Source organism: uncultured Mesonia sp. (assembly GCA_947499595.1).
Classification (GTDB): Bacteria; Bacteroidota; Bacteroidia; order Flavobacteriales; family Flavobacteriaceae; genus Mesonia; species Mesonia sediminis.
The window spans coordinates 1-22968 of the sequence record CANMOY010000014.1 but is presented as its reverse complement, the minus strand read 5'-3'; the positions used below and the strand labels follow the sequence as shown (position 1 = coordinate 22968).

Annotated in this window: 20 protein-coding genes; 19 read left to right on the top strand and 1 reads right to left on the bottom strand. The window is 38.1% G+C overall.

The annotated features are described in order from the left end of the window. The first annotated feature begins 7 nt into the window (after positions 1-7). From ACH2AZ_RS12010 to ACH2AZ_RS11920, 19 genes are all read left to right on the top strand, one after another. Positions 8-2071 (top strand): Piwi domain-containing protein, encoded by a 2064-nt coding sequence (locus ACH2AZ_RS12010; protein ID WP_111126199.1) that lies wholly within the window; start codon positions 8-10, stop codon positions 2069-2071. A gap of 58 nt (positions 2072-2129) precedes the next feature. Then, positions 2130-2441, top strand: a complete 312-nt coding sequence (locus tag ACH2AZ_RS12005; protein WP_027885454.1) for a DUF6660 family protein — start codon at positions 2130-2132, stop codon at positions 2439-2441. Positions 2442-2579: 138 nt separating this feature from the next. Beyond that, entirely contained in the window at positions 2580-7013 is a 4434-nt protein-coding gene (locus ACH2AZ_RS12000; protein ID WP_394908032.1) for a CusA/CzcA family heavy metal efflux RND transporter, read from the top strand. Positions 7014-7033: 20 nt separating this feature from the next. Continuing rightward, entirely contained in the window at positions 7034-8257 is a 1224-nt protein-coding gene (locus ACH2AZ_RS11995) for an efflux RND transporter periplasmic adaptor subunit (protein WP_394908031.1), read from the top strand. A gap of 96 nt (positions 8258-8353) precedes the next feature. Then, the gene (locus tag ACH2AZ_RS11990) at positions 8354-8692 is read left to right on the top strand and encodes a P-II family nitrogen regulator (RefSeq protein ID WP_008613762.1); all 339 of its coding nucleotides are present in this window, start codon (positions 8354-8356) and stop codon (positions 8690-8692) included. 15 nt (positions 8693-8707) lie between these two features. After that, entirely contained in the window at positions 8708-9124 is a 417-nt protein-coding gene (locus tag ACH2AZ_RS11985) for a Fur family transcriptional regulator (RefSeq protein ID WP_027885450.1), read from the top strand. Between the two features lie 9 nt (positions 9125-9133). Continuing rightward, on the top strand, positions 9134-9598 hold the full coding sequence (locus tag ACH2AZ_RS11980) for a Fur family transcriptional regulator (RefSeq protein WP_051191359.1): 465 nt from the start codon (positions 9134-9136) through the stop codon (positions 9596-9598). Beyond that, complete coding sequence (locus ACH2AZ_RS11975) at positions 9595-9954, top strand: STAS/SEC14 domain-containing protein (RefSeq protein WP_027885449.1); 360 nt, start codon at positions 9595-9597, stop codon at positions 9952-9954. Before ACH2AZ_RS11980 ends, ACH2AZ_RS11975 begins: the two co-directional genes overlap by 4 nt. A 4-nt stretch (positions 9955-9958) precedes the next feature. Then, positions 9959-12487, top strand: a complete 2529-nt coding sequence (locus tag ACH2AZ_RS11970) for a heavy metal translocating P-type ATPase (protein WP_394908030.1) — start codon at positions 9959-9961, stop codon at positions 12485-12487. Positions 12488-12525: 38 nt separating this feature from the next. Further along, the gene (locus ACH2AZ_RS11965) at positions 12526-12939 is read left to right on the top strand and encodes a Fur family transcriptional regulator (RefSeq protein ID WP_394908029.1); all 414 of its coding nucleotides are present in this window, start codon (positions 12526-12528) and stop codon (positions 12937-12939) included. Positions 12940-13026: 87 nt separating this feature from the next. Continuing rightward, positions 13027-14430 (top strand): dihydrolipoyl dehydrogenase, encoded by a 1404-nt coding sequence (gene lpdA / locus ACH2AZ_RS11960; RefSeq protein ID WP_394908028.1) that lies wholly within the window; start codon positions 13027-13029, stop codon positions 14428-14430. Between the two features lie 128 nt (positions 14431-14558). After that, the gene (locus ACH2AZ_RS11955; RefSeq protein WP_027885443.1) at positions 14559-14990 is read left to right on the top strand and encodes a hypothetical protein; all 432 of its coding nucleotides are present in this window, start codon (positions 14559-14561) and stop codon (positions 14988-14990) included. A gap of 85 nt (positions 14991-15075) precedes the next feature. Beyond that, a complete protein-coding gene (locus ACH2AZ_RS11950; protein ID WP_027885442.1) occupies positions 15076-15867 on the top strand; it encodes a cation diffusion facilitator family transporter in 792 nt (263 codons plus the stop codon). 44 nt (positions 15868-15911) lie between these two features. Continuing rightward, complete coding sequence (locus tag ACH2AZ_RS11945) at positions 15912-16592, top strand: lipoprotein signal peptidase (protein WP_027885441.1); 681 nt, start codon at positions 15912-15914, stop codon at positions 16590-16592. A 2-nt stretch (positions 16593-16594) separates the two neighbouring features. Further along, on the top strand, positions 16595-17593 hold the full coding sequence (locus ACH2AZ_RS11940) for a sodium:calcium antiporter (RefSeq protein WP_009778867.1): 999 nt from the start codon (positions 16595-16597) through the stop codon (positions 17591-17593). Between the two features lie 12 nt (positions 17594-17605). Further along, entirely contained in the window at positions 17606-19534 is a 1929-nt protein-coding gene (locus tag ACH2AZ_RS11935) for a heavy metal translocating P-type ATPase (RefSeq protein WP_394908027.1), read from the top strand. 767 nt (positions 19535-20301) lie between these two features. Further along, on the top strand, positions 20302-20598 hold the full coding sequence (locus ACH2AZ_RS11930) for a helix-turn-helix domain-containing protein (protein WP_125466304.1): 297 nt from the start codon (positions 20302-20304) through the stop codon (positions 20596-20598). A gap of 231 nt (positions 20599-20829) precedes the next feature. Then, a complete protein-coding gene (locus ACH2AZ_RS11925) occupies positions 20830-21303 on the top strand; it encodes a DUF6943 family protein (protein ID WP_394908026.1) in 474 nt (157 codons plus the stop codon). Positions 21304-21391: 88 nt separating this feature from the next. Then, positions 21392-22033 carry a DUF6266 family protein gene (locus ACH2AZ_RS11920; protein WP_027885438.1) on the top strand — a complete coding sequence of 214 codons (642 nt, stop codon included), beginning with the start codon at positions 21392-21394 and terminating at the stop codon, positions 22031-22033. Between the two features lie 228 nt (positions 22034-22261). Here the strand turns inward: ACH2AZ_RS11920 and ACH2AZ_RS11915 are convergent, their stop codons facing one another. After that, positions 22262-22714, bottom strand: coding sequence for a hypothetical protein (locus ACH2AZ_RS11915; protein ID WP_394908025.1), 453 nt, complete (start codon positions 22712-22714; stop codon positions 22262-22264). Positions 22715-22968: the final 254 nt, after the last annotated feature.

Here is a 22968-nt window from a genome sequence, read left to right as displayed (position 1 = left end):
AAGTCTTATGAGTCAGGAACTATATTTTAATATCATAACATTTGATTTACCAGACAAACCAATAACTTTTTATTTAAGTAAAGAGAAAATTGGAAATGCGCAAAAGTTGTATAAAACAAAGTTTCCAACCAATATAGAAGATTTGTTTCCTGGTATAAAAGAAGAAAATCCTGATTTTATCTACACATCATTTATTTATGAAAAGGAAGGTTATTTGCCTTTAAAACTCAATCTAAAAGAACAACCAACCGACTTAATAAAGCATTACTATAATTGGCGAATCAAAAAATTCTTTAAAAGCATAAAAAAACTTGTTGGTCAAAACTTTGTGAATGATAATCAAATTTGGATAGGTAATAGATCATATCAAAATAAAAGTTTTGCACAGTATTATAAGTTTACTGTCAAAGTACAAATTAAAGAAGTTAGTGAATATGGTGAGTTAGTTATTTCTTATGATGGTATGGCTAAAGTGTTTAAAAAACCTATTTCTGAAATTATAAAACATACCTCAACAACAAATCTTAATAAAGTTGTATATAAAATGAGGTTATTAAAATATCATAAGGAAAAGGAATTTATTGATGATAACACAAAGGCTTTTGCCATTTTGAATAACGATTTACGAACAGCTTTTAATATTCAACCAGAACCAAAAGATGATTCCAATAAATATATAAGTTATAAACACAAAATCGATAAGTTTATTCAGCATTTCATTTTAAGTGAGGAATTTAAGAAAGTTATCCCTGTTAATAATGACGATTACTTACCTGTAGAAATAAATCGAATTGGTGAAGTTGCTGATGAAAGCAATGATTTAGTGTTTCAAAATGGTGTTGGTAGAAATCCCAAAATTGATTTTAAGAATTTAAAGCCTTTAAATCCTTGTCAGTTAGATAATGTGCATTTCTTCTTTATATATCATACAAGTTATGCTAAAGAAGTAGAAGCATTGCAAAAATTATTGGAAGATGGTACAAGTTGGTATAAAGGTTTAAACATTTATGCAGGTGTTTTAGCACATTTCGATAATGATGTCAATATAGTATTTGATGATTTAGAAAATCCATTACCTCAAATTGCAAAGGGTATAAAAGATTTTAAATCTGACCCTAATATTAATTATGTTGCTATTTATTTAAGCCCTTTTAACAAGCACGAACCTAATCTTGAAAAAAAGTTAGTGTATTACAAGGTTAAAGAACAGCTATTATATAAAAGAATAATATCTCAAGTAATAGAGTTTGATAGATTTAGAAGAAACCAACATAAATTTATTTACGATTTAACCAATATATCATTAGCCTTATTAGCAAAATTAGATGGTACACCTTGGCAACTAAATGTCAAACCTAAAAATGAATTAGTTATAGGTGTGGGTGCATTTAAAAATACCGAAGAAAACATTCGATATGTAGCGAGTGCATTTAGTTTTAAAAATAATGGAAGATTTAATGAATTTCATTATTTCAGTAAATCTGATGTTAAACAGTTAGGGGGTGCATTAAGTGATGCTATCTATCAATACGTACCAACAAACCAAATACCTGAAAAAATAGTGATTCACTTTTATAAGGATATGAAGGATGAAGAAATACAACCTGTTTTAGAAATGATGGATAAACTTCAATTGCCTTGTCCTCTTTTTGTTCTTAATATTAATAAAACAAAATCACAAGATATTATTGCTTTTGACCAAAATTGGAATGGTGAGTTAATTCCAATGAGTGGCACATATATAAATATTGGCCCTAAAGGAGAATATAAATATTTACTCTTTAATAATTTGAGGTATAACAATACTGTAAAATACCCAAGTCATTCAAGTTATTCATTTCCAATAAAACTTAAAATATCAAGTCCTACACCAGAGGCTTTAAATGATAGTAAAATGATTAGAAAGCTAATAGAGCAAGTGTATCAATTTAGTAGGCTATATTGGAAATCCTTACGTCAACAAAACGTACCAATAACAATTAAATATCCTGAAATGGTTGCAGAAATAGCACCTCGTTTTGAAAGCAAGGAAATACCACCTTTTGGTCAAGAAACCTTATGGTTTTTATAATCCGAAGCCTTTTTTCTTTGCACAACCATTGCATTAAAAAATTCTTATATTTGCCTTAATGAAATTTTTAGCATTCATATTGTCAATCTATATCTTCACACTAAATTTAGTGCCTTGTGAAGATACAGGTACTTTTGACAATGAAGTTAAAACAGAAATTTCTCAAGATTTAGGTGATAACCACCAACATCAAGATGCAGATTTATGTTCCCCATTTTGTATTTGCCAATGTTGCCATATAAACGCAACTTATTTCAAATTCGCAGAAATAAAATTTGAGTTTAAATACAATTCTTCTCAAGATTTTCTCTACTTAAACGGTATAAAAAAAGATTTTACCACTTCCATTTTACAGCCACCACAGGCATAATTCAGTTTTTTTAAAGGATAATTATATCCTTTTTTGACCAAATCCTGGTTCTCATACTAGATCCTTGGTCCTATTGATAGATTTTGTTAGGCACAAAATTATTATCAAGAATTTTAACTGAATTAAATTTTTATTTATATGATTAATAAGATAATCGCATTTTCCATTAATAATAAATTTATTATTGGACTACTTACCTTAGCGCTGATAGGGACGGGTATTTGGTCCATGATGACCGTCAACCTGGGATCGGTGCCAGATATTACTAACAATCAGGTTCAGGTGATCACCCAGTCGCCAAATCTTGCCACAGAAGATATTGAACAATTTGTAACCTATCCCGTAGAACTATCTATGGGTAATTTACCAGGCGTTACAGAAATAAGATCTATCTCACGCTTTGGCCTTTCCGTAGTTACTATCGTTTTTGAAGACGATATGGGAACCTATCTTCCTCGACAGCTGGTACAGGAAAAACTAAACGAACTGGGCGAATCTATCCCTGAAAAATTTGGAAGTCCATCTATGGGTCCCATCTCTACTGGTTTAGGTCAAATCTATGAATACACTATAAAGCCAGAGGAGGGTTTTGAAAACAAGTATTCGCCTATGGAACTGCGCACCGTGCAAGATTGGGTTATCAAACGACAACTCACATTACTGGAAGGCGTGGTAGAGGTCAACTCTTATGGAGGCAGTATTAAACAGTACGAGGTCACTGTCAACCCAGATAAGTTGAATAGTTTGGGTATTAGTATTTCACAAGTGTATGAGGCTCTCGCTCGGAACAATGTGAATACAGGCGGTGCTTACATAGAAAAAAATAAAATGTCAAATTTCATAAGAGGTGAAGGTCTTATTCGCTCTTTGGAAGACATTAAAGATATTTCGATTATTAACGAGGGCAACATTCCCGTAACTATTGGAGATGTTGCAACACGCGTCCATTTTGGGAATCAGGTACGTTATGGTGCTTTTACGCAAGACGGTAAGGAAGCCGTGGGAGGAATAATAATGATGCTAAAAGGTTCAAACCCTAATGCGGTTATTCAAAATGTTAAGAATCGTATGGCAGAAATTGAAAAATCCCTGCCAGAAGGTCTCACTATCGCCCCTATCATTGATCGTAGTGAGCTAATTGCCAGAACGACCGATACCGTTAAAACCAATTTACTGGAAGGCGCCCTAATCGTGATATTTGCCCTTGTTTTATTGTTGGGTAGTTTAAGAGGTGGCATCATAACGGCCACGACCATACCGTTGTCCTTGCTTTTTGCCTTTATATTAATGAAGCAATTTAATGTATGGGCAAACTTAATGAGCTTGGGAGCTATAGACTTTGGGATTATTATAGATGGTGCCGTGATTATTATAGAAGGAACGGTGTATGAGATCCAAAAACGGATTAGGTCTGGAAAGCTAAAATTCAATCAAGGCGTAATGGATAAAGTAGCCTATGATGCCGGAACCACGATGATGGGTTCCGCATTTTTTGGACAGATTATAATTCTTATTGTATTCACGCCTATACTTTTTCTTACGGGGGTAGAAGGTAAAATGTTTAAGCCGATGGCGTACACTTTCGGTTTTGCCATGATAGGTGCTATTTTCTTATGCCTTACCTATGTCCCTATGATGTCTGCCCTATTTATGAAACCCATTCAGAATAAAAAGAACTGGTTTGGAAGGTTTGAACGCTGGCTGGAAAGGATAAGTGATAAGATAATTGGTGGAATACAAAGGGTATATATGCCTTTACTGAAAGGGGCATTAAAACTGAAGCTCATTGTTGTAGGTGCTGCTGCTGTTCTACTTGTATTAGCCGGTTTCCTTTTTTCCAGAATGGGAGGAGAATTTGTGCCTCAACTGGATGAAGGGGATATTGCAATGCAGGCTTTAATCAGACCAGGAAGTTCATTAACAGAGTCTATTGAAGTTTCCAAAAAAATAGAAAATATCCTTCTAGAAAATTTTCCTGAAATTAAAACAGCAACAGCAAGAATTGGAGTAGCGGACATCCCAACAGATCCAATGCCGATGGATATAGCAGATATGTACCTGATTCTTGAAAAGGATAAGGATAATTGGACAACCGCTGAAACTAAAGAAGGACTTATAGCGCAAATCAAGGAAAAACTCAATAAAGAACTTACTGGGGTAAACCTTGTGTTTACGCAACCTGTAGAATTAAGGTTCAACGAATTATTAGAGGGGGTTAGAGAAGATATTGCGGTTAAACTATATGGAGAGGACCTGGGGGTGTTGTCGGAAAAGGTACAGGAAATGGCCAGTATTATCCAAACCGTGCCTGGTGCAGGAGACGTAAACGCGGAGCGAACATCAGGCCTCCCACAAATGACCGTTAAATTTAACCGTGATAAAATTGCGCAATATGGACTGGATATCCAAAAAGCCAATGATTACATAAGTACAGCTTTTGCAGGAGGAACAGCCGGAGTCATTTTTGAAGGAGAAAAACGATTTGATCTGGTAGTAAGATTTGATGAAGATCATAGAAAGAATATTGATGATTTGCGTGGTATGTATATCGATCTTCCAGACGGAACTCAGGTGCCTATAAAAGAAATAGCAGATATTGAGTATGTTCCGGGGCCTATGCAAATTTCAAGAGATGATACCTACAGAAGAACCTATGTGGGTGTAAACGCCCGGGGAAGGGATGTAGAGTCTGTGGTGAACGACATTCAGCAAAAATTAGATGAGGAATTAGAATTGCCACCAGGTTATTATATTACTTATGGAGGGGAGTTCGAAAACCTTCAGAGTGCCAAAGACCGATTAGTGATTGTGGTACCGATAGCCTTATTCCTGATTTTCGTGCTTCTATATTTTGCCTTAAAATCTTTTTCCCAATCTATCATGATCTATATGGCGATACCATTGGCTGCTATCGGAGGTGTTTTTGCCCTTTGGTTAAGAGGTATGCCATTTAGCATTTCCGCAGGTGTAGGCTTCATTGTTCTGTTTGGTGTTGCAGTTTTAAACGGACTGGTACTAATAAATAGATTCAATTCTTTAAAAGAAGAAGGAGTAACCAGTATAAGAGATAGAATTTTTACAGGAACCAAAGAACGAATACGACCTATTATGTTAACAGCAACAACAGATATTTTCGGTTTTTTACCAATGGCATTTTCCACATCTGCCGGTGCAGAAGTTCAACAACCACTTGCTACAGTTGTTATAGGTGGTATGCTTACGGCTACCTTGCTTACGCTGGTGGTTCTTCCTGTCCTTTATACATTTGTAGAGAAGAGACGGGAGAAAAAGGAACAGAACAAGCTTGGTTCTTCCAATTCACGATCTTTAGCTACGATTTTGATAATTGGCTTTGTTTTAGGCGGAACCTTTTCTGTAAATGCACAATCTGATGCAATGTCATCTGAATATTCACAACAGGATTCTTTACAAACTATTAGTTTGCAAGAGGCTAAAGAAATGGCAATCCAAAACTTTCCGCAATTAAAAGCTGCTCAACTTGAAATTGAAAGTGAGGAAGTATTGCGTAAAACCGCCTATGATTTTGGAAATACCCAAATCTTTACAGGAAAAGAAGAAGTAGGAAATGGCTCTAATGGGGTCTATACTCAAATTGGCGTCCAACAGCAAGGCATTGATATTTTTGGAATTGCCCCCCGGTTAAAATTGCAGAAAGAAAGGGTTGCCCTTGCTGAAAGTGCCTTAGAGTTATCTACTATTGAAATTGAACGTGAAGTAAGCAGGGCCTGGGCCTCGGTTTATACAACTAAAAGGACATTCCAGGTTTATAGAAAAATGGATTCAATTTTTGAAGATATTGAAAGGGCTGCAAGAATCAGGTATGAAACAGAGGCCACCTCCAAATTGGAATATCTTGCTACCTCCAACCAGGCGAACGAGGTTAAAATACAGCTGGAACAATCGTACCGAGATTACCTGAAATCAATACAGCGTTTAAACCTATGGTTCGTTAGTGACACAATCTATGATGTACCAGATTTGCCTGTTGAAACTTTAGACGAACCTTTAAACTTTCTGGTAGAGTCGCTTGAAAATCATCCGTTGCTACAGGTTTCGGAACAAAGGATAGATGTTGCCAAAGCGGTTACCAGAGAACGAAAATCTGAATTTTTGCCCAAATTTCAGGGTCAGTACGGTAGGCAGGAAATAGCCGGGCAATCGGGTTTCTTCCAATATCAAATAGGAATTCAAATTCCGCTGTTTTTTGGGCCGGAATTAGGCCGTACACAGGAAGCACAAGTAAATAGACAGATTGCAGAGCAAAACTTTTATCAGGATAAAATCGAACTGCAAACCGCCTATAAAAATATGCGTGAAGACTATATCAAATGGAGAAACTCATGGAATTATTATAGGGATGAAGCACTTCCTTTAGCACAGGAACAACAGGAAGGGTCAGTATTAGCATTTAAAGAGGGAGCTATAGATTATATAACTTTCCTTCAAAATATAAGGGATGCCATTAGAATTGAGGTAAATGCCTGGAGTGCTTTTAATGATTATCTCGACAGCCGTTACCAACTGGAATATTACCTTAAGAATTCAAATTAAAAACTAAGAAAGAAAACGATATGAACATAAGATCAATAAATATTTTAATGCTTGCCTTATCACTTACATTGTTTTTGGGGTGTGAAGAAAATTCTAATTCGGAAAAAGATACTCAGGAGACTAAAGCATCGGATTCTAAAGAAACAAAAGGTCACAATGAAGAAGAAGGCGGGATGCGCTCGGTACATCTTTCAGAGATGAAATTTAATAGTTTGGGAATCAAATTAGATACCTTACCTAAGAAAGCATTATCAGGAATAGTGGAAGCCAATGGACAACTAGAAGTGCTGCCTCAATACGAAGCTACAGTTACGGCCGTCTTAGGGGGCAATATAAATTCAATAAAAGTTATTGAAGGGGATAAAGTTAATAAGGGTCAGATACTGGCGTACCTTTCCCATCCTACTTTGACGAAAATCCAAACGGACTATATTAACGCCTATAACCGGATGCAGTTTTTGGAAAAGGAATTTGCAAGGCAAAAACGATTATATGAAGCCGAAGTAGGGTCGGGGAAATCTTTTCAACAAACACAGGCAGATTATCAGTCTGTACAAGGTGAAGTACGTGGATATGAATCACAATTACGTCAGTTAAACCTTAGTGTTTCCAGGGTTAGAAATGGGGAACTTTACGAATATATCCCGGTAGTTAGTCCTATTGAAGGTTATATAGAAAAAGTAAAGGTGCAAATTGGCCAATATGTAGAACCACAAACCAGTATGTTTATGGTAGTTGATAATGAACATGTTCATGCCGATCTAATGGTTTTTGAAAAAGATATTTATAAGGTTAAAGAAGGTCAAAAAATTTCTTTTACGCTGGAATCGGTTCCTGGAAGTAATTTAACGGGAGAGATTTATTCCGTGGGGAAACAATTTGAACAAAACCCCAAAGCGGTACATGTGCATGCAGAAATCGATAATAAAGAAGATTTTCTAATTCCGGGGATGTATATAAACGGAAAAATCAGGACCGGTGAAGAAGCTGTTCCTGCCTTACCGGAAGAAGCAATAATTGAAGAAGAAGGAAATCCCTACATCTTTACGGCCCAAAAACACCAGGAAGATGGTGAAACCGAATGGGAATTGAAACCAGTGCAGGTTAGAACGGGAATAAATGAAGATGGTTGGGTTGAAATTAAACTGCTGGAGCCTCTGCCTGAAGGTACGTTGGTTGCCTATAATAATGCCTATTATCTGGTTTCTGAAATGCAGAAAAGCCAGACTTCCCATGGTCATTAAATTAAAAAAATTAGATGGATGGACTCTCTGTTAAATGTTTGTCTTAATTAAAATTCCAGAGGGTTCATCCTTAATACTAAAATTAATATTACAGCAATGAAAGAAATAAAAGCATTTATAAAACCGAAACGAGTTCAAAAAGTGATAGAATCCCTTAGTGAAAGTGGATTCAAAAGTATGACGCTTTCCCAGGGGGAAGGTACCGGGGCTTTTAAAGCAAAAGGCGCATCACCTTCTTTAGATTTCCGTGTAACAGACAGTCCGGTTGTAAAGTTAGAACTGGTATGTCAAAACGAAGAAGCACAATCAGCAATAGATATTATCCTTGAGAATGCAAAAACAACTGAACCCGGTGACGGAATAATTTATCTTTCCGATATTGAAGATGCCTTCCAGATAAAAACCGGGGAATCCATAAAGCGTTACGACCCCTAAATACTTTTATAGCAAATGGAAAAAATAGTAAAAAAGTTGGAAAGCAAAGGCATCCGCCCTACGGCAATGCGCTTGATGACCTATAGACGGCTGGCACAACTGAATGTGGCCGTTAGCTTAGGCGACCTTGGAAAGGATTTCGAAAGCTCGGAAAGGAGTACGCTTTTCCGTACTATGAAGACATTTGAAGAAAAAGGAATCGTGCATCAAATTGAGGATGGCACCGGCATCATTAAATATGCCCTGTGCGAAGACAATTGTGAATGTGAGGTGGGAAACGACCTTCACTTACATTTTCATTGCAATAGTTGCGGGGAAACCGTGTGCCTTACAGAGCACAAAATCCCTCAGATAAACCTGCCCGAAGGCTATGTGGCAGAGGATATCAATCTGGTAGTAAAGGGAATATGTGAGAAATGTAGTGGCGTTTAATTTTATGAGATGACCAAAGCCGAAGAAACACTTAGAAACAACGGGATTAGACCTACCAAAATGAGATTATTTATTTATAAATATCTCAAAAGAAAGTTTTATGCTGTAACATTAAGGGAAATAGAAACGGCTTTCGTTAAAAAAAGTAAACATACACGAGATAGAACAACAATTTATCGGAGTATAAAATTATTTCAAAAGAAAGGGATTATACATCAAATTGATGACGGTACGGCTACCGCAAAATATGCATATTCTGATAAGAATTCGCTGGATCTACACTTACACCTTCACTGTATGAATTGCAGCAAAACCTTCTGTTTGCCCAATAAAGTTCCACAGGAAAATTTACCTGACAAATACGAAATAACCGAAGTAAATTTAGTTTTGAAGGGGGCATGTGTAAAATGCCAAAAAGCAAAGAAGCTAAAATATAACATAGACCAATCTGCTCATAAAAACTTAAAACAATGATACGAATCAAAAATGTCGAAAAAAGCAATTTGATATCCGCTTCAATAAGCGGTAAGATTACTAAAGAGGATATAGAGAAAATCCATCCTTTGATACATAATATTGTCAAAAATGGAAATAAGGTGAATTTCTTTTTTGAACTAGTTAACTTTAAGGGCTACGATCTCAAAGGCTTATGGGAAGATTTAAAAGTTGATACCGCCCATATTTCAGATTATGGAAAGATGGCCTTTGTGGGTGAAAAAGAATGGCAGGAATGGGCTGCTAAAGCCACTGATTTTTTTACAAGCTCGGAAGTTAAATATTTCGACTTTACCGAAAAGGAAGAAGCTAAAAGATGGATATTAAACCAATAGGGATATGAAAAAGCTACAACTAAAAATTCCGGTATTGCTACCTCAGGTGCCAAATGAAAAAGACACTTGTGTGCAAAGGCTCATTGCTGAATTAGAGGCCAAAGAGGGTCTTGAAAAAGTACATATAGTAGATGATCAGGAAGATACGGTGCCGCAACTGTGCTTTCATTATGATCCGGACATTATCTCTATTGACCGAATTCAATCTTTGGCGGAAAATGCCGGGGCAGAAATTACAGAAAAATATGGTCATCTTCTTTTAGAGGTTGAGGGGATTAGACATACAAGGCACGCTCGTTCCATAGAGAAAAGCCTTTTGGCAATCAATGGAGTTTTGGAAGCTTCCGTTTCAGGCTCTGGAATGGTACGACTTGAGTTTGATAAAAAGCAAACAAATTTTGATGAAATAAGCAAACAAATTGAAAAGGAAGACCTTCAGGTTCAACGCAGTGCTTCAAACGAAAATGATTACACCAAAGCATCCAAAAAACAGGAGCGTTCAAAGAAGGAAGAGACTAAAGAGCAAACTTCCACAGAGGGACACGAGCACAAAGAAGGCGAGACCCACGAGGAAGGAGAAGAGCACGCCCACGGTGGTATTTTCGGTAAAAATACGGAGCTCATTTTTTCCATTATCTGTGGGGCACTTCTCGGAATAGGTTTCGGCCTTTCCTATGTGGAATCCATCCCAGATTGGGTCAGTCTTACTTTATACATTGGCGCTTACTTTTTCGGTGGTTTCTTTACGGCCAAGGAAGCAGTACAGACCGTCGCCAAAGGCGGTTTTGAAATTGACTTCTTAATGTTGGTTGCCGCCATTGGTGCCGCCATTCTGGGAGAATGGGCAGAAGGTGCATTGTTATTGTTCCTGTTTAGTTTGGGGCACGCCCTTGAACATTATGCAATGGAAAAGGCCCGAAAGTCCATTGCGGCACTGGCAGATTTGGCACCAAAAACGGCATTGCTCAAAAAAGATGGCAAGACAGAAGAAGTCGGGATTGAAAAATTAATTATAGGTGATATCATTGTGGTCAAGCCCAACAGTAAAATATCTGCCGATGGTGTTGTGGTCAAAGGAAAAAGCAGTGTCAACCAAGCACCTATCACAGGGGAAAGTGTACCTGTGGACAAAATTCCTGTGGAAGATACGGGCAAGGACTATTCAGCAGACGATGATATCAAGGACGAAAACCGCGTTTTTGCTGGAACTATCAACGGTAATAATACTCTGGAAATAAAGGTAATCAAAGAAGCCAAAGACTCTACGCTGTCCCGACTGGTCAAATTGGTGAATGAGGCACAGACCCAGAAATCCCCTACCCAACTGTTGACCGACAAGTTTGAAAAATATTTTGTACCATCCGTACTGATATTGGTTAGTATCCTACTCTTTGCCTTTTTGGTCATTGATGAACCGTTTAGTGCCAGTTTTTACCGTGCAATGGCAGTATTGGTAGCTGCCAGCCCCTGTGCACTCGCCATTTCAACACCAAGTGCGGTATTAAGCGGTGTGGCACGGGCAGCACGGGGCGGTGTACTTATCAAAGGTGGGCGACCACTTGAGGATTTAGGGGTCATTACCGCTTTGGCTTTTGATAAAACGGGCACGCTTACCGAAGGCAAGCCCAAACTTACCGAAGTAGTACCACTGGGAAATATTGAAGAAAATGAACTGTTAAAGATAGCCGTTGCCGTTGAAAACTTGAGCGACCACCCTTTGGCCAAAGCCGTCGTAAGGGATGGGAAAGAGCGTCTGAAAGGTACTGATATTACCGATGCGTCAGATTTGGAAGCGGTTCTAGGAAAAGGTATCAAAGCGTCCTTTGGCAAGGATAAAATCTATATTGGAAACCTTGACTTGTACGAAGACCTCGATGAAGCAATACCATCCGAAGAAATATCGAATAAAGTAAAAGAACTTGAAGGTGGTGGAAATACCACAATGCTCATAAGAAGGAACAAAGAATATATAGGTATCATCGCCCTGATGGATACCCCTCGTGAAGCCGCCAAGGGAACCCTTAAAAAATTAAAAGAAATCGGCATTAAACGAATGATCATGCTTACCGGTGATAACCAGAAGGTAGCAGACGCTGTAGCAGAAGAAATAGGATTGACCGATGCCTGGGGGAGCCTATTGCCGGAAGAAAAAGTGGATGCTATAAAAGAATTAAAAGAAAAGGAATCCAAGGTGGCAATGGTGGGCGATGGCGTTAATGATGCCCCTGCCATGGCAAACAGCACTGTAGGAATAGCTATGGGTGCTGCTGGAAGTGATGTGGCCCTGGAAACGGCGGATATTGCGCTAATGGCCGACAAGTTGGAAACCCTGCCCTTTGCCATAGGCTTAAGCAGGAAGGCAAAGGCGATTATCAGACAGAACCTTTGGGTAAGCCTTGGTATTGTTGCCCTACTTATACCTTCAACCATATTCGGCTTGGCAAATATTGGAATGGCGGTTGTAATCCATGAAGGTTCCACACTACTGGTGGTTTTTAATGCGTTAAGGCTTTTGGCTTATAAAAAAGAATAGAAAATCCGGACTTAGACTGTTTTTCGAAAGAATATAAAATGACAAAAACGGAAAAAAAATTATCGTCCAAAGGGATACGTTCCACTGAAATGAGGTTGAAAATTTACAAATACCTCAAAAGGAAAACTTATGCGGTAAGTTTAAATGAAATGCAAAAAGTCTTTATCCATAAAAATATCAAAACAGCCAATAAGACCACTTTCTATAGGACGATAAAGCTCTTTGAGAAAAAAAGCATGGTGCACCAAATTGACGATGGAACGGCCGTTGCAAAATATGCACTTTCTGATGAAAACATCTCAGATTTACATATGCATTTTCATTGTACCGTTTGCGGAAAAACTATTTGCTTGCCGGATAGAATATCGAAACAAAACTTGCCGGACGATTATGAAATAAACGATTTGAACCTGGTATTAAAAGGGGTATGTAAAAATTGTAGTAAAAAATAATAGGTGGGAGTACCTTAAAACTGAACCCTTGCGCCCCTGGTCAGCTTAAGGTTTCCCCCACCTTATTTAATTAAAAAATTTACGAATATGGAAAAATATGATGTAACAATTATAGGCTCTGGCCCTGGCGGGTATGTAAGCGCTATACGTTGCGCCCAATTAGGATTAAAAGTAGCCATTATTGAAAGGTACAGCACGCTTGGCGGCACCTGCCTTAACGTGGGCTGTATCCCGTCAAAAGCCTGGCTTGAAGCCTCTGAGCATTATTACAAACTCAAACATCAATTCGAAAATTTTGGGATTGATGTAAAAGAAGCCAATGTCGATATCAAAAAAATGAACCAAAGGGTTCAGGATGTGGTACAGGAAATCATCAATGGCGTTGGGTATCTGATGAAAAAGAACAAAGTTACCGTCTATGAAGGCCACGGCACCATCAAGGACAAAAACACGATTGAGATTAAGGCCGAAGCTAAAACGGAAACTATAGAAACCGATAAAATTATCATTGCCACAGGGTCCAAACCCGCTTCCTTGCCCAATATTAAAATCGATAAAAAAAGGATAATCTCTTCTACCGAGGCCCTTGTGCTACAGGAAATTCCCGACCATTTATTGGTCGTTGGTGGAGGCGTTATCGGGGTTGAGATAGGTTCTGTTTTCGCCCGCCTGGGCTCTAAGGTGTCTATTGTGGAATATTTTGATAGCCTCATCGCCACTATGGATGGCGCACTGGGACATCAATTGCATCGTTCCCTAAGAAAACAGGGAATTGAGTTTTATTTGGAACATAAAGTGACCAATGCAACAGCAACGGACAACAAAGTTGAATTGAAAGCGGAAAACCTGTCCGATAAAAAAGAAATGAATTTAGAAGGCGACTATTGCCTTATGGCCATTGGCCGGAAACCGTACACCGCCAATTTAGGCCTTGAAAACATTGGCGTGGAAACCAATGAGAAAGGACAGGTAACGGTAAATGAGAACCTTGAAACCAATGTCAAGGGTGTATATGCCATTGGGGATGTAATCCGAGGGGCAATGCTTGCCCATAAAGCCAGTGAAGAGGGCGTTTTTGTAGCCGAAAGGATAGCAGATCAAAAGCCACATATCAATTATTCGCTTATTCCTAATATTGTTTATACCCAGCCCGAAGTGGCCGGGGTAGGCTTAACCGAAGAAGAATTGAAAGAAGCAGGAAGAAGTATTAAAACAGGCTCTTTTCCTTTTAAGGCCAACGCAAGGGCGAAAATAAGTATGGACACCGACGGCTTCATAAAAGTAATCGCAGATAAAGAAACTGATGAGATATTGGGAGTGCATATGATAGGGCCACGCATTGCAGACAGCTATACCGAAGCGGTGGTAGCGATGGAATTCAGGGCATCTGCCGAAGATGTTGCAAGGATGTCCCACGGGCACCCAACTTTTTCAGAAACCTTTAAAGAGGCCTGTCTGGCAGCCACCGAAGACAGAGCGTTGCATATTTAACGGCCTTAATTTAATTGTAAAATCGGATTAGGCAGTTTTTAATCATTTCATAAGACTTAAATCAGTTTGTATTAAGTTTAAGTTTATGGTCTAAAAAATAAAATAAATATTTTAAAAATGTAAAGAGCATGAGAACTATTCCGAAAGACAAAAACATCGATAGTAGTTTGACGCTACTTCGTGACGGCTATGAATTTATTCAGAAAAAGCGTCAAAAGCTTTGGTCCGATATTTTTAGAACCCGTTTGATGTTAAAGGAAACGATCTGCATGAGTGGAAAAGAAGCCGCGGAGGTTTTCTATGACACTGAAAAGTTTCAGCGAAAAGACGCTGCTCCTAAAAGAGTGCAAAAAACATTATTCCTCCAGAAGGGTGTCCAGACACTGAATAATTCAGCATACAGGCAAAGAAATGAAATGTCTATGTCTTTGATGAAACCGGATAGCCTGCGGGGGTTCCTAAAAATTCAAAAGAGCTACTGGGAAACATACATTGGTAAATGGGAGAAAGATGAAGAGCAAAAGTGCCTTTGCCGGAGTGGTTTCAGGCAGAAGAAGTAAACCTGCTGCTAAAAGGATTTTGTAACAATTGTATCCGGATAAAGGACAACTATTATAACGAATATTAAAAATAAAAAAAGAGATAATGGAGAAAACAACATTTAAGATAACCAAAATGGATTGCCCTTCGGAAGAGCAGATGATCCGGATGAAGTTGGAATCTTATGCTCAAGTGAAATATTTGGATTTTGATATTCCCAACAGGAAATTGGAAGTATATCATGTGGATGGCATTGAAGATATACAAACATCAATAGCCGGTTTAAACCTTGGGGATTCTTTAGAGGGAACCACAGAAGCCGAACCACCCGTAATGGAAGACCAATCCAAACAAAAAAGAATCCTTTGGTGGGTCTTGGGCATCAACTTTGGTTTTTTCGTTATCGAAATGACCACAGGTTGGATTTCCTCTTCTATGGGACTTGTGGCGGATTCGTTGGATATGCTGGCAGATTCCATCGTATATGCGCTAAGCCTATTCGCGGTAGGCGGTGCCATTTCAAGAAAAAAGAAGGTCGCAAAATTCAGCGGGTATTTTCAGATGGCATTGGCAACACTTGGTTTTGCAGAGGTATTAAGAAGGTTTTTTACCAGTAGTGAAACACCAATGTTCCAGTGGATGATTGTAGTTTCCATTTTAGCCCTACTGGGGAACCTTATTTCGCTTTGGTTGATAAACAAGGCTAAAAGTAAGGAGGCCCATATGCAGGCCAGTGCCATTTTTACGTCCAATGATATTATTGTAAACGGTGGGGTTATAGTGGCAGGGGTACTGGTCTATTTTCTGAATAGCAAATGGCCCGATTTGGTGATTGGCGGCATCGTCTTCACGTTTGTAATGCGGGGCGCCATAAGAATTTTAAAATTATCTAAATAATGCAAATATATGTTGCACAAGACGTTGGGAAACAATAGGAAATTATGAATAAAAGTAGTGTAGCATTATTGATTTTACTGTTGTTGGCAATAGACCAGACCATAAAGATTTATGTGAAGACCCATTTTTATTATGGCGAGGAGTACTACGTATTTGGCCTGGATTGGTTTCGCTTGCATTTTTTGGAAAATCCCGGAATGGCCTGGGGCTTTAAGTTTGGGGAGGGATATCTGGCCAAGCTTGTTTTGATCCTATTTCGGCTGGCCGCCATTGTTTGGGGGACTTTTTATATCAAAAAGATGATACGTGAAGGATATGCAAAGGTTTTTGTAATCTGTGCAGCATTTATATACGCAGGTGCATTGGGCAATTTGATTGACGGTGCATTTTACGGACTGATCTTTGAAAAAAGTGATCCGGCAGTACAAAACGTTGCAGAAATATTCCCGTCAGGGGGTGGATATGCTGGATTTTTAAATGGCAATGTCGTGGATATGTGGTTCCTTCCCATTATTGATACAAGGCTTCCGGAATGGATGCCATTTTGGGGAGGTAATCAATTTACTTTTTTTGACCCTGTATTTAATACCGCAGATGTCTGGATTAGCACGGGAGTGATTTTACTCCTGATCTTTCAAAGCCAACAAAAAAAAGACCAGAAAATATCGGAAAATAAAAAGTTGAAATATACTGAGGGTAACAGAAAAATTATAAACAACGATTAGTTATGAACGTTTGGCTTTGGGTAGTAGTATTGGGATTGGCAGCTTGGGCTGCCCATTGGGGTGCGGACCAACTCTTGACGCCTTTAAAGATGCTCCGTAAGCAATGGGGGCTTACAGCTTCTGCAGGAGCAGCTCTCCTTGCCATTGTGACCGCCAGCCCCGAGGTAGCTGTAAACGTTACCAGTGCAGCCCGGGGAGTATCGGAAATTGGTCTGGGCAACCTTTTGGGTTCCAATATAATTTCCATTCCGTTGATGGTTAGCATAGCCTATTTCGCTTCCAGAAAGCAATTTAAAAATAATAAGGAACACCAAAAACATCTGGATGCCAACCTACTGGCTCTGAACAAACGTTCTGTTTCGGTATTGTCCATCCCCTACCTGGCAATCATTGCTTTGGTAGCTATACTAACCCTTCCCAAAGCCTGGCGTGGATTACAACCCATCGATGGCTATATTATGCTGGCTGCCTATGCTGCTTTTTTAACGCATGCCATTATAAAAGGCAGGGAAAAGGGCGAAAAAGTAGAATGGGACAAAAAGAAAGTCTGGTTATCCGTGGCCGGGGCCCTGGCCATAGCTGTGGGTGCTTTTTTTATTGTTAAGGCAACAGAAAATATTGTTTCGGCCCTGAATATTTCTGAAATCGTTGGGGGATTGTTCATCACGGGTATAATGACCACCGCGCCTGAAATATTTAAGACCTGGAGCGTGGTGAAAGGAGGCGAAGTAACGGCAGGCACCACTAGTGTTATCGCAGATAATGCTGTTACGATGACGGTCGCCTTTTTCCCGTTGGCGCTGGTTACTACCCCTATCGAAGATTTCCAGTTGTTTTGGGTGAATCTTGCCTTCGTTGGACTGATGCCGCTTTTGTACTCCCTTTTTGTCCATCAAAGCAAGGAACTTCACGGTTTTAGCAGATGGCAGATATTCGCGTTCGATGCAGCCTATATCGTCTATCTATTGACAATGGTATTTTTTGTTCTAAAACTATTTTAAAATAAAACATATATGAAAAAGAAAAAACTAAATCTAAGAGACCTCAAGGATCCTTCAATTGAAAATAAGGTTTCATTACAACTGAGCATTAAGGAATACATCCCTTCCATATTCAGTTTTGTGATGTTGATAGCGGGAATTGCTATTGATTACTTTGATGCCTTTCCGTTTTTTAAAGGTTGGGTACGAATCGCTTGGTATGCGGTAGCCTACATCCCCGTTGGTTTTCCTGTTATAAAAGAGGGATGGAAAAGTATCAGGGACGGTGATTTCTTTACCGAATTCTTCCTAATGTCTATCGCAACCTTAGGGGCGTTCGCCATTGGGGAATACCCGGAAGGTGTGGCCGTAATGCTGTTTTACGCCGTGGGCGAACTTTTCCAAAACGCAGCTGTAAAACGAGCAAAGGGCAACATAAAGGCGCTTCTTGATGTACGTCCTAATGAGGCCGTGGTGTATCGGAACGGCGATTATGTTTCGGTCGATCCCGAGACCGTTGAAATTGGAGAAAAAATACAAGTGCGCGTAGGTGAAAAGTTCCCTTTAGATGGCCAATTGCTATCTAAAAAAGCATCGGTCAATACCGCAGCGATTACGGGGGAAAGCAAACCCGACACCATTGCCAAAGGAGACAAGGTTTTTGCCGGGAGCATCAATCTAGAAGGTGTTGTAGAAGTGGAAACCACCAAGGAATTTAAGGATAGTTCCATTGCTCGAATTCTCGATATGGTGCAAAATGCCACAGCACGTAAATCAAAGACCGAACTGTTTATAAGGAAATTTGCACGCATCTATACTCCTATCGTAGTTTTCTTAGCAGTATGCTTAACGTTTTTACCTTATTTTTTTGTGGACGGGTACGTATTTCAGGAGTGGTTATACCGGGCCTTGATTTTTCTGGTAATTTCTTGTCCCTGTGCATTGGTGATTTCCATTCCCCTGGGTTACTTCGGTGGGTTGGGTGCAGCATCCCGAAACGGTATTCTATTCAAGGGTGCATCCTTCTTGGATGCAATGACCCAAGTGAATACGGTAGTAATGGACAAAACAGGAACCGTTACTCACGGGGTATTCAAAATAAAGGAAATCAAACCCATAACATTAGAAAAGGCAACGTTTATGAAGTACCTGATGGCGATGGAAGAACAATCCACACATCCCATTGCCAAGGCGATCTTGGAATATAAAGCGGACGGTTCTGATTATGAGGCCACCAATGTTTCAGAGGTTGCCGGAAAAGGATTGAAAGGGATGGTCAACGGAAAAACAGTACTTGTAGGTAACAAAGCATTGATGACCTCAAACAGTATTGAAGTTCCTTCGGAAACAGATGGTATTGTAGAATCAATTGTTATGGTGTCTATTGACGGAAAATTTGAAGGTTATGTAACCATTGCAGATGAATTAAAGGATGATGCACACCAAGCCATTAAACAAATTCGAGATTCAGGAATTTCCAGGATTATAATGCTATCAGGCGACAAGGACTCTATTACACAACAAGTTGCAAAAGAGTTAAATATCGATTGGGCAAAAGGTGGATTGTTGCCTGAAGACAAATTGAACGAAGTCGAAGAACTCAAAAAGCAATCCGGAACCAAAGTAGCATTTATAGGCGATGGTATTAACGATGCCCCGGTTTTGGCGATAAGTGATGTTGGCATTGCAATGGGTGGTTTGGGTAGTGATGTGGCCATCGAAACGGCGGATGTCATTATCCAGACCGACCAACCCTCTAAAATTGCAAGGGCAATAAAAATAGGTCGGTCTACAAGACGCATCGTATGGCAGAATATTGGTCTGGCTTTCGGTGTAAAAATTATCTTTATGATTTTGGGCGCAATTGGTATGGCCACATTGTGGGAAGCAGTTTTTGCAGATGTAGGAGTAGCATTATTAGCAATTTTAAATGCAGTTAGATTACAACGAATGAGTTGGTAATTGTCCCCACAACCCAAAACCCAGTTTTTTCGTACCTCAAAATCCTCTGTCTTTTGTTTTGTTCCGCTATCCACCGCACTTGTAGTTTTTGGTTGCCAACCCTCACACAGCACATTGCTTATTTTATTTGCTATTATATTTTAAAAGTAGTACAATAAAAAAGCAAAGAGCTGTTGCCATCCCTCACACCAAAAACTACCCCAAGCTATGTTTACATAACGGGTAGTTATAATAGCAGCCGCTACACCCACCGCATCACCAAAGCTGTAGTTATAACGCCATTATGTAAAATAGCCGCTTTTCCCACGCGCACACCCGAACTTTCAATAAAAATCTGAACTAAATTGAAACAATAGCCATTTGAAATTTTAGCTTAAAATGATGCATATTCGTTACCTCATTCAAGCTGCACAAAACCATCGTTAAGTCCAAGTATTCCTTACCTCAAGTCTTTGTTTGTTTCATTTCGTTAACAAATATAAAAGACCACTTTTCCCCACCACCCAAGTCAGCGGTTTTAAAAAAATAGGTTCATAAAATGTAGTAATACGCCATAGCATATTGCTTTTTCTCGTACCTCAAAAAAACAAAAAGCTATTGCCTAAAAGTCCTGTATAAGTAGCTTGTTTAAATGCTGTTTTATCAAACAACTATTTAAAACGCTACCCATACAACCGCTTCATCCAATGCTCAAATTGGTGATAACCTATTTTTTTAAGAGTTTATGCCCCAAAAAGTGGAAATCAATTAACTAAAAAGAAAACAAGATGATTACAAAAACAATCCAAATCACAGAGGTTACAATAGATGAATTAGCAGATGCGGTAGCAGATAAACTAATGTTTAAAATTGAAAACTACCTTAAAGAATTATCTAAAAAACAAAATGATGAAATCCTAACAAGACAAGAAGTAGCTGATTATTTAAGGATAAGTTTAGTAACAATACATTCCTGGAATAAACACGGCATTTTAAATCCAATTCGTATGGGCAACAGAATTTTTTACAAAAAACAAGACATATTAGATGTTTTAGAACAACAAAAAATAAATAAAAAAAGGTAGCAAATATATGTGGCTACCACAGCCAACGCGCAAGGCTATAAAGGTCACGCCCTACGGGTTTTGAAAAAAATCTCCACCCCAATATTATTAAAAAAAGAGGGTAGTATTTTTTCCAAAAACCTTGACAGCCTTATCCACGCCACAAGAACATACGGCTTTCTTTTTTTATTGTTTTTCTTTTAAAAAATTAATGGTGCGAAGCGTAGCGAAGCAATTTTAAATTGGATAGCTATGTCAACTTTTGAACTGAAAACACACCAAATCGGAAGAACCTACTCGCAACCTCATTTTTTTATTCTGAACAAAGGGCAAAACTGCGGAAAGCCTTTAATAAATCCTTGTCCTAATTGTTTTGTTGTATCTACATCAACCGAAGAAGAAAAACAAACCCTTTACCATTTATCAATGATGTTGCAAATAGGCGGTTTTTATGCTTATTATTTAAAAGGGAGTGTTATTCCATTTATCTCAATAGATGATTGCAGAAACACCTTAAAAAATAGTTACACATCGTTGTTAAATGATGAATTTGAGTTACAAAAGCATATTAATATAGTGTCAGCAATTTGTAAAAAAGAAGCTGAACTTCAAAAAGTAATTTCAAAAATGGCAGATTTAAAAGTGTCATACATACAAAATCTATTTTCTAAAAAGCAAAATCGGGCAACAAAGGGCAACAAAAACCAAATCAATCTATTAGCATAGTATTTGCCATATATTACTTGTGTTGGTTAAAGACCGTACCAAGTCCGTACCAACTTCGAACAAGTATTAATTTTAAATTTTATATACAATGGGTGTTATTTCACAAGGAATCCTGGGCGGTGTATCAGGTAAAGTAGGAAACGTAGTTGGTGCTTCTTGGAAAGGTATTGACTATTTGAGAATTAAGCCTTCAAATGTGGCAAATCCACGAACAGAAGGACAAGTTAACCAAAGAAACAAGTTTACTGTTACTTTGGAGTATCTTCAACCGAATTTAGGTTTTATCAAGAAAGGGTATAAATCTTATGCGGTGCAAAAAACAGAGTTTAATGCAGCAATGTCTTATGTATTGAATAATGCGATTACAGGAGCTGCACCAAACTTTACTGTAGATTATTCTTTAGCTTTATTAAGTAGAGGTAATCTATCTGGAGCATTGAACCCTGCAACAGATTTAGCAACTGCGGGACAAGTAGAATTTACTTGGGATGATAACTCTGCTGAAGGTAATGCAAATGCAACTGATAAAGCAATGATTTTAGTTTACAATCCAAGTAAAAAAGAATCAATGTATATTCTTGATGGTGCTGATAGAACTGTAGGATCTCAAATCATTACAATTCCAAGTACCTATGCAGGTGATACTGTTGAGCTTTTTATGGCATTTATTACTGCTGATGGTAGTATCGTCTCAAACAGCGTTTATTTAGGCTCTGGAACAGCTAATTAACGGTTGATGTTTAAATTATAAAACCGTTCTACACGAACGGTTTTATTTTTATCGTTTAATAAGTTCTTAATTTTATCTATTATTTCTTTCCTTTGATTAGTTCTTATAATCAAATATTTGTTGCCTTATTGTTGCCTTTTTAACTAAAACCCCTTATAAATAAGGGTTTTTTAATTTCCGATAGGAATTTCAGAAGCAATGAACTATACACGTTGTTACCAAACGTTTTTATTTTTCAGGTTCATAATTCAGAGTGTTTCCTTTCGGAATATAACTCAAACTCAAGAGTTCTTTACTGTATTCAAGTATAGAATATTCTAAAGTGTCAGAATCATTTGTTATTGTTAGAAATTCGAAAGGTTTATGTTCAGTTCCTAATTCCTTTATGTATTCTCTTCGTATTTTAAAATTGTAAATATCGGAAGAGTCAGTTTCCATTCCTTTGTAAAACATTATCCATTTTCCGTTTTTAATTTCAATTCCAGAAAGAGAGTCAGCCGTACTAATCCAGCATCCATTTTTAAATTCAGTCAATTTTACAATAGGTTTTTGTTCCAGTTTAATTCCGTTTTTTTGAGCGTCTTCTTTAACTCCTTTTGCAAATTCAAACATTTCAATTCCGAAATAAGCAATTCCGATAATCACAATTCCAATTATCGTTGTTAAAATTCCTTTTTTCATTGGTTCTGTCAAATGTTTGGTAACGGCAGTCAGTCTCAAAACTACCAATTAATGCTCTTAAAAATAATATTTTTCTGATTTTTATGAAATTTATCGAGGAGTCAATATTTTTTGAAAATGATTTTTAGGTGCGTAAAAACAGTTTAAAATGAGTGCTAGTTGCATTTCTAGGTGATTAATAGCGGTTTTGACATTGGTGAAGCACAATTTCTTCTGCTTAATTAACTTCAAGATCCTTTTCAAGTTATAAGCTA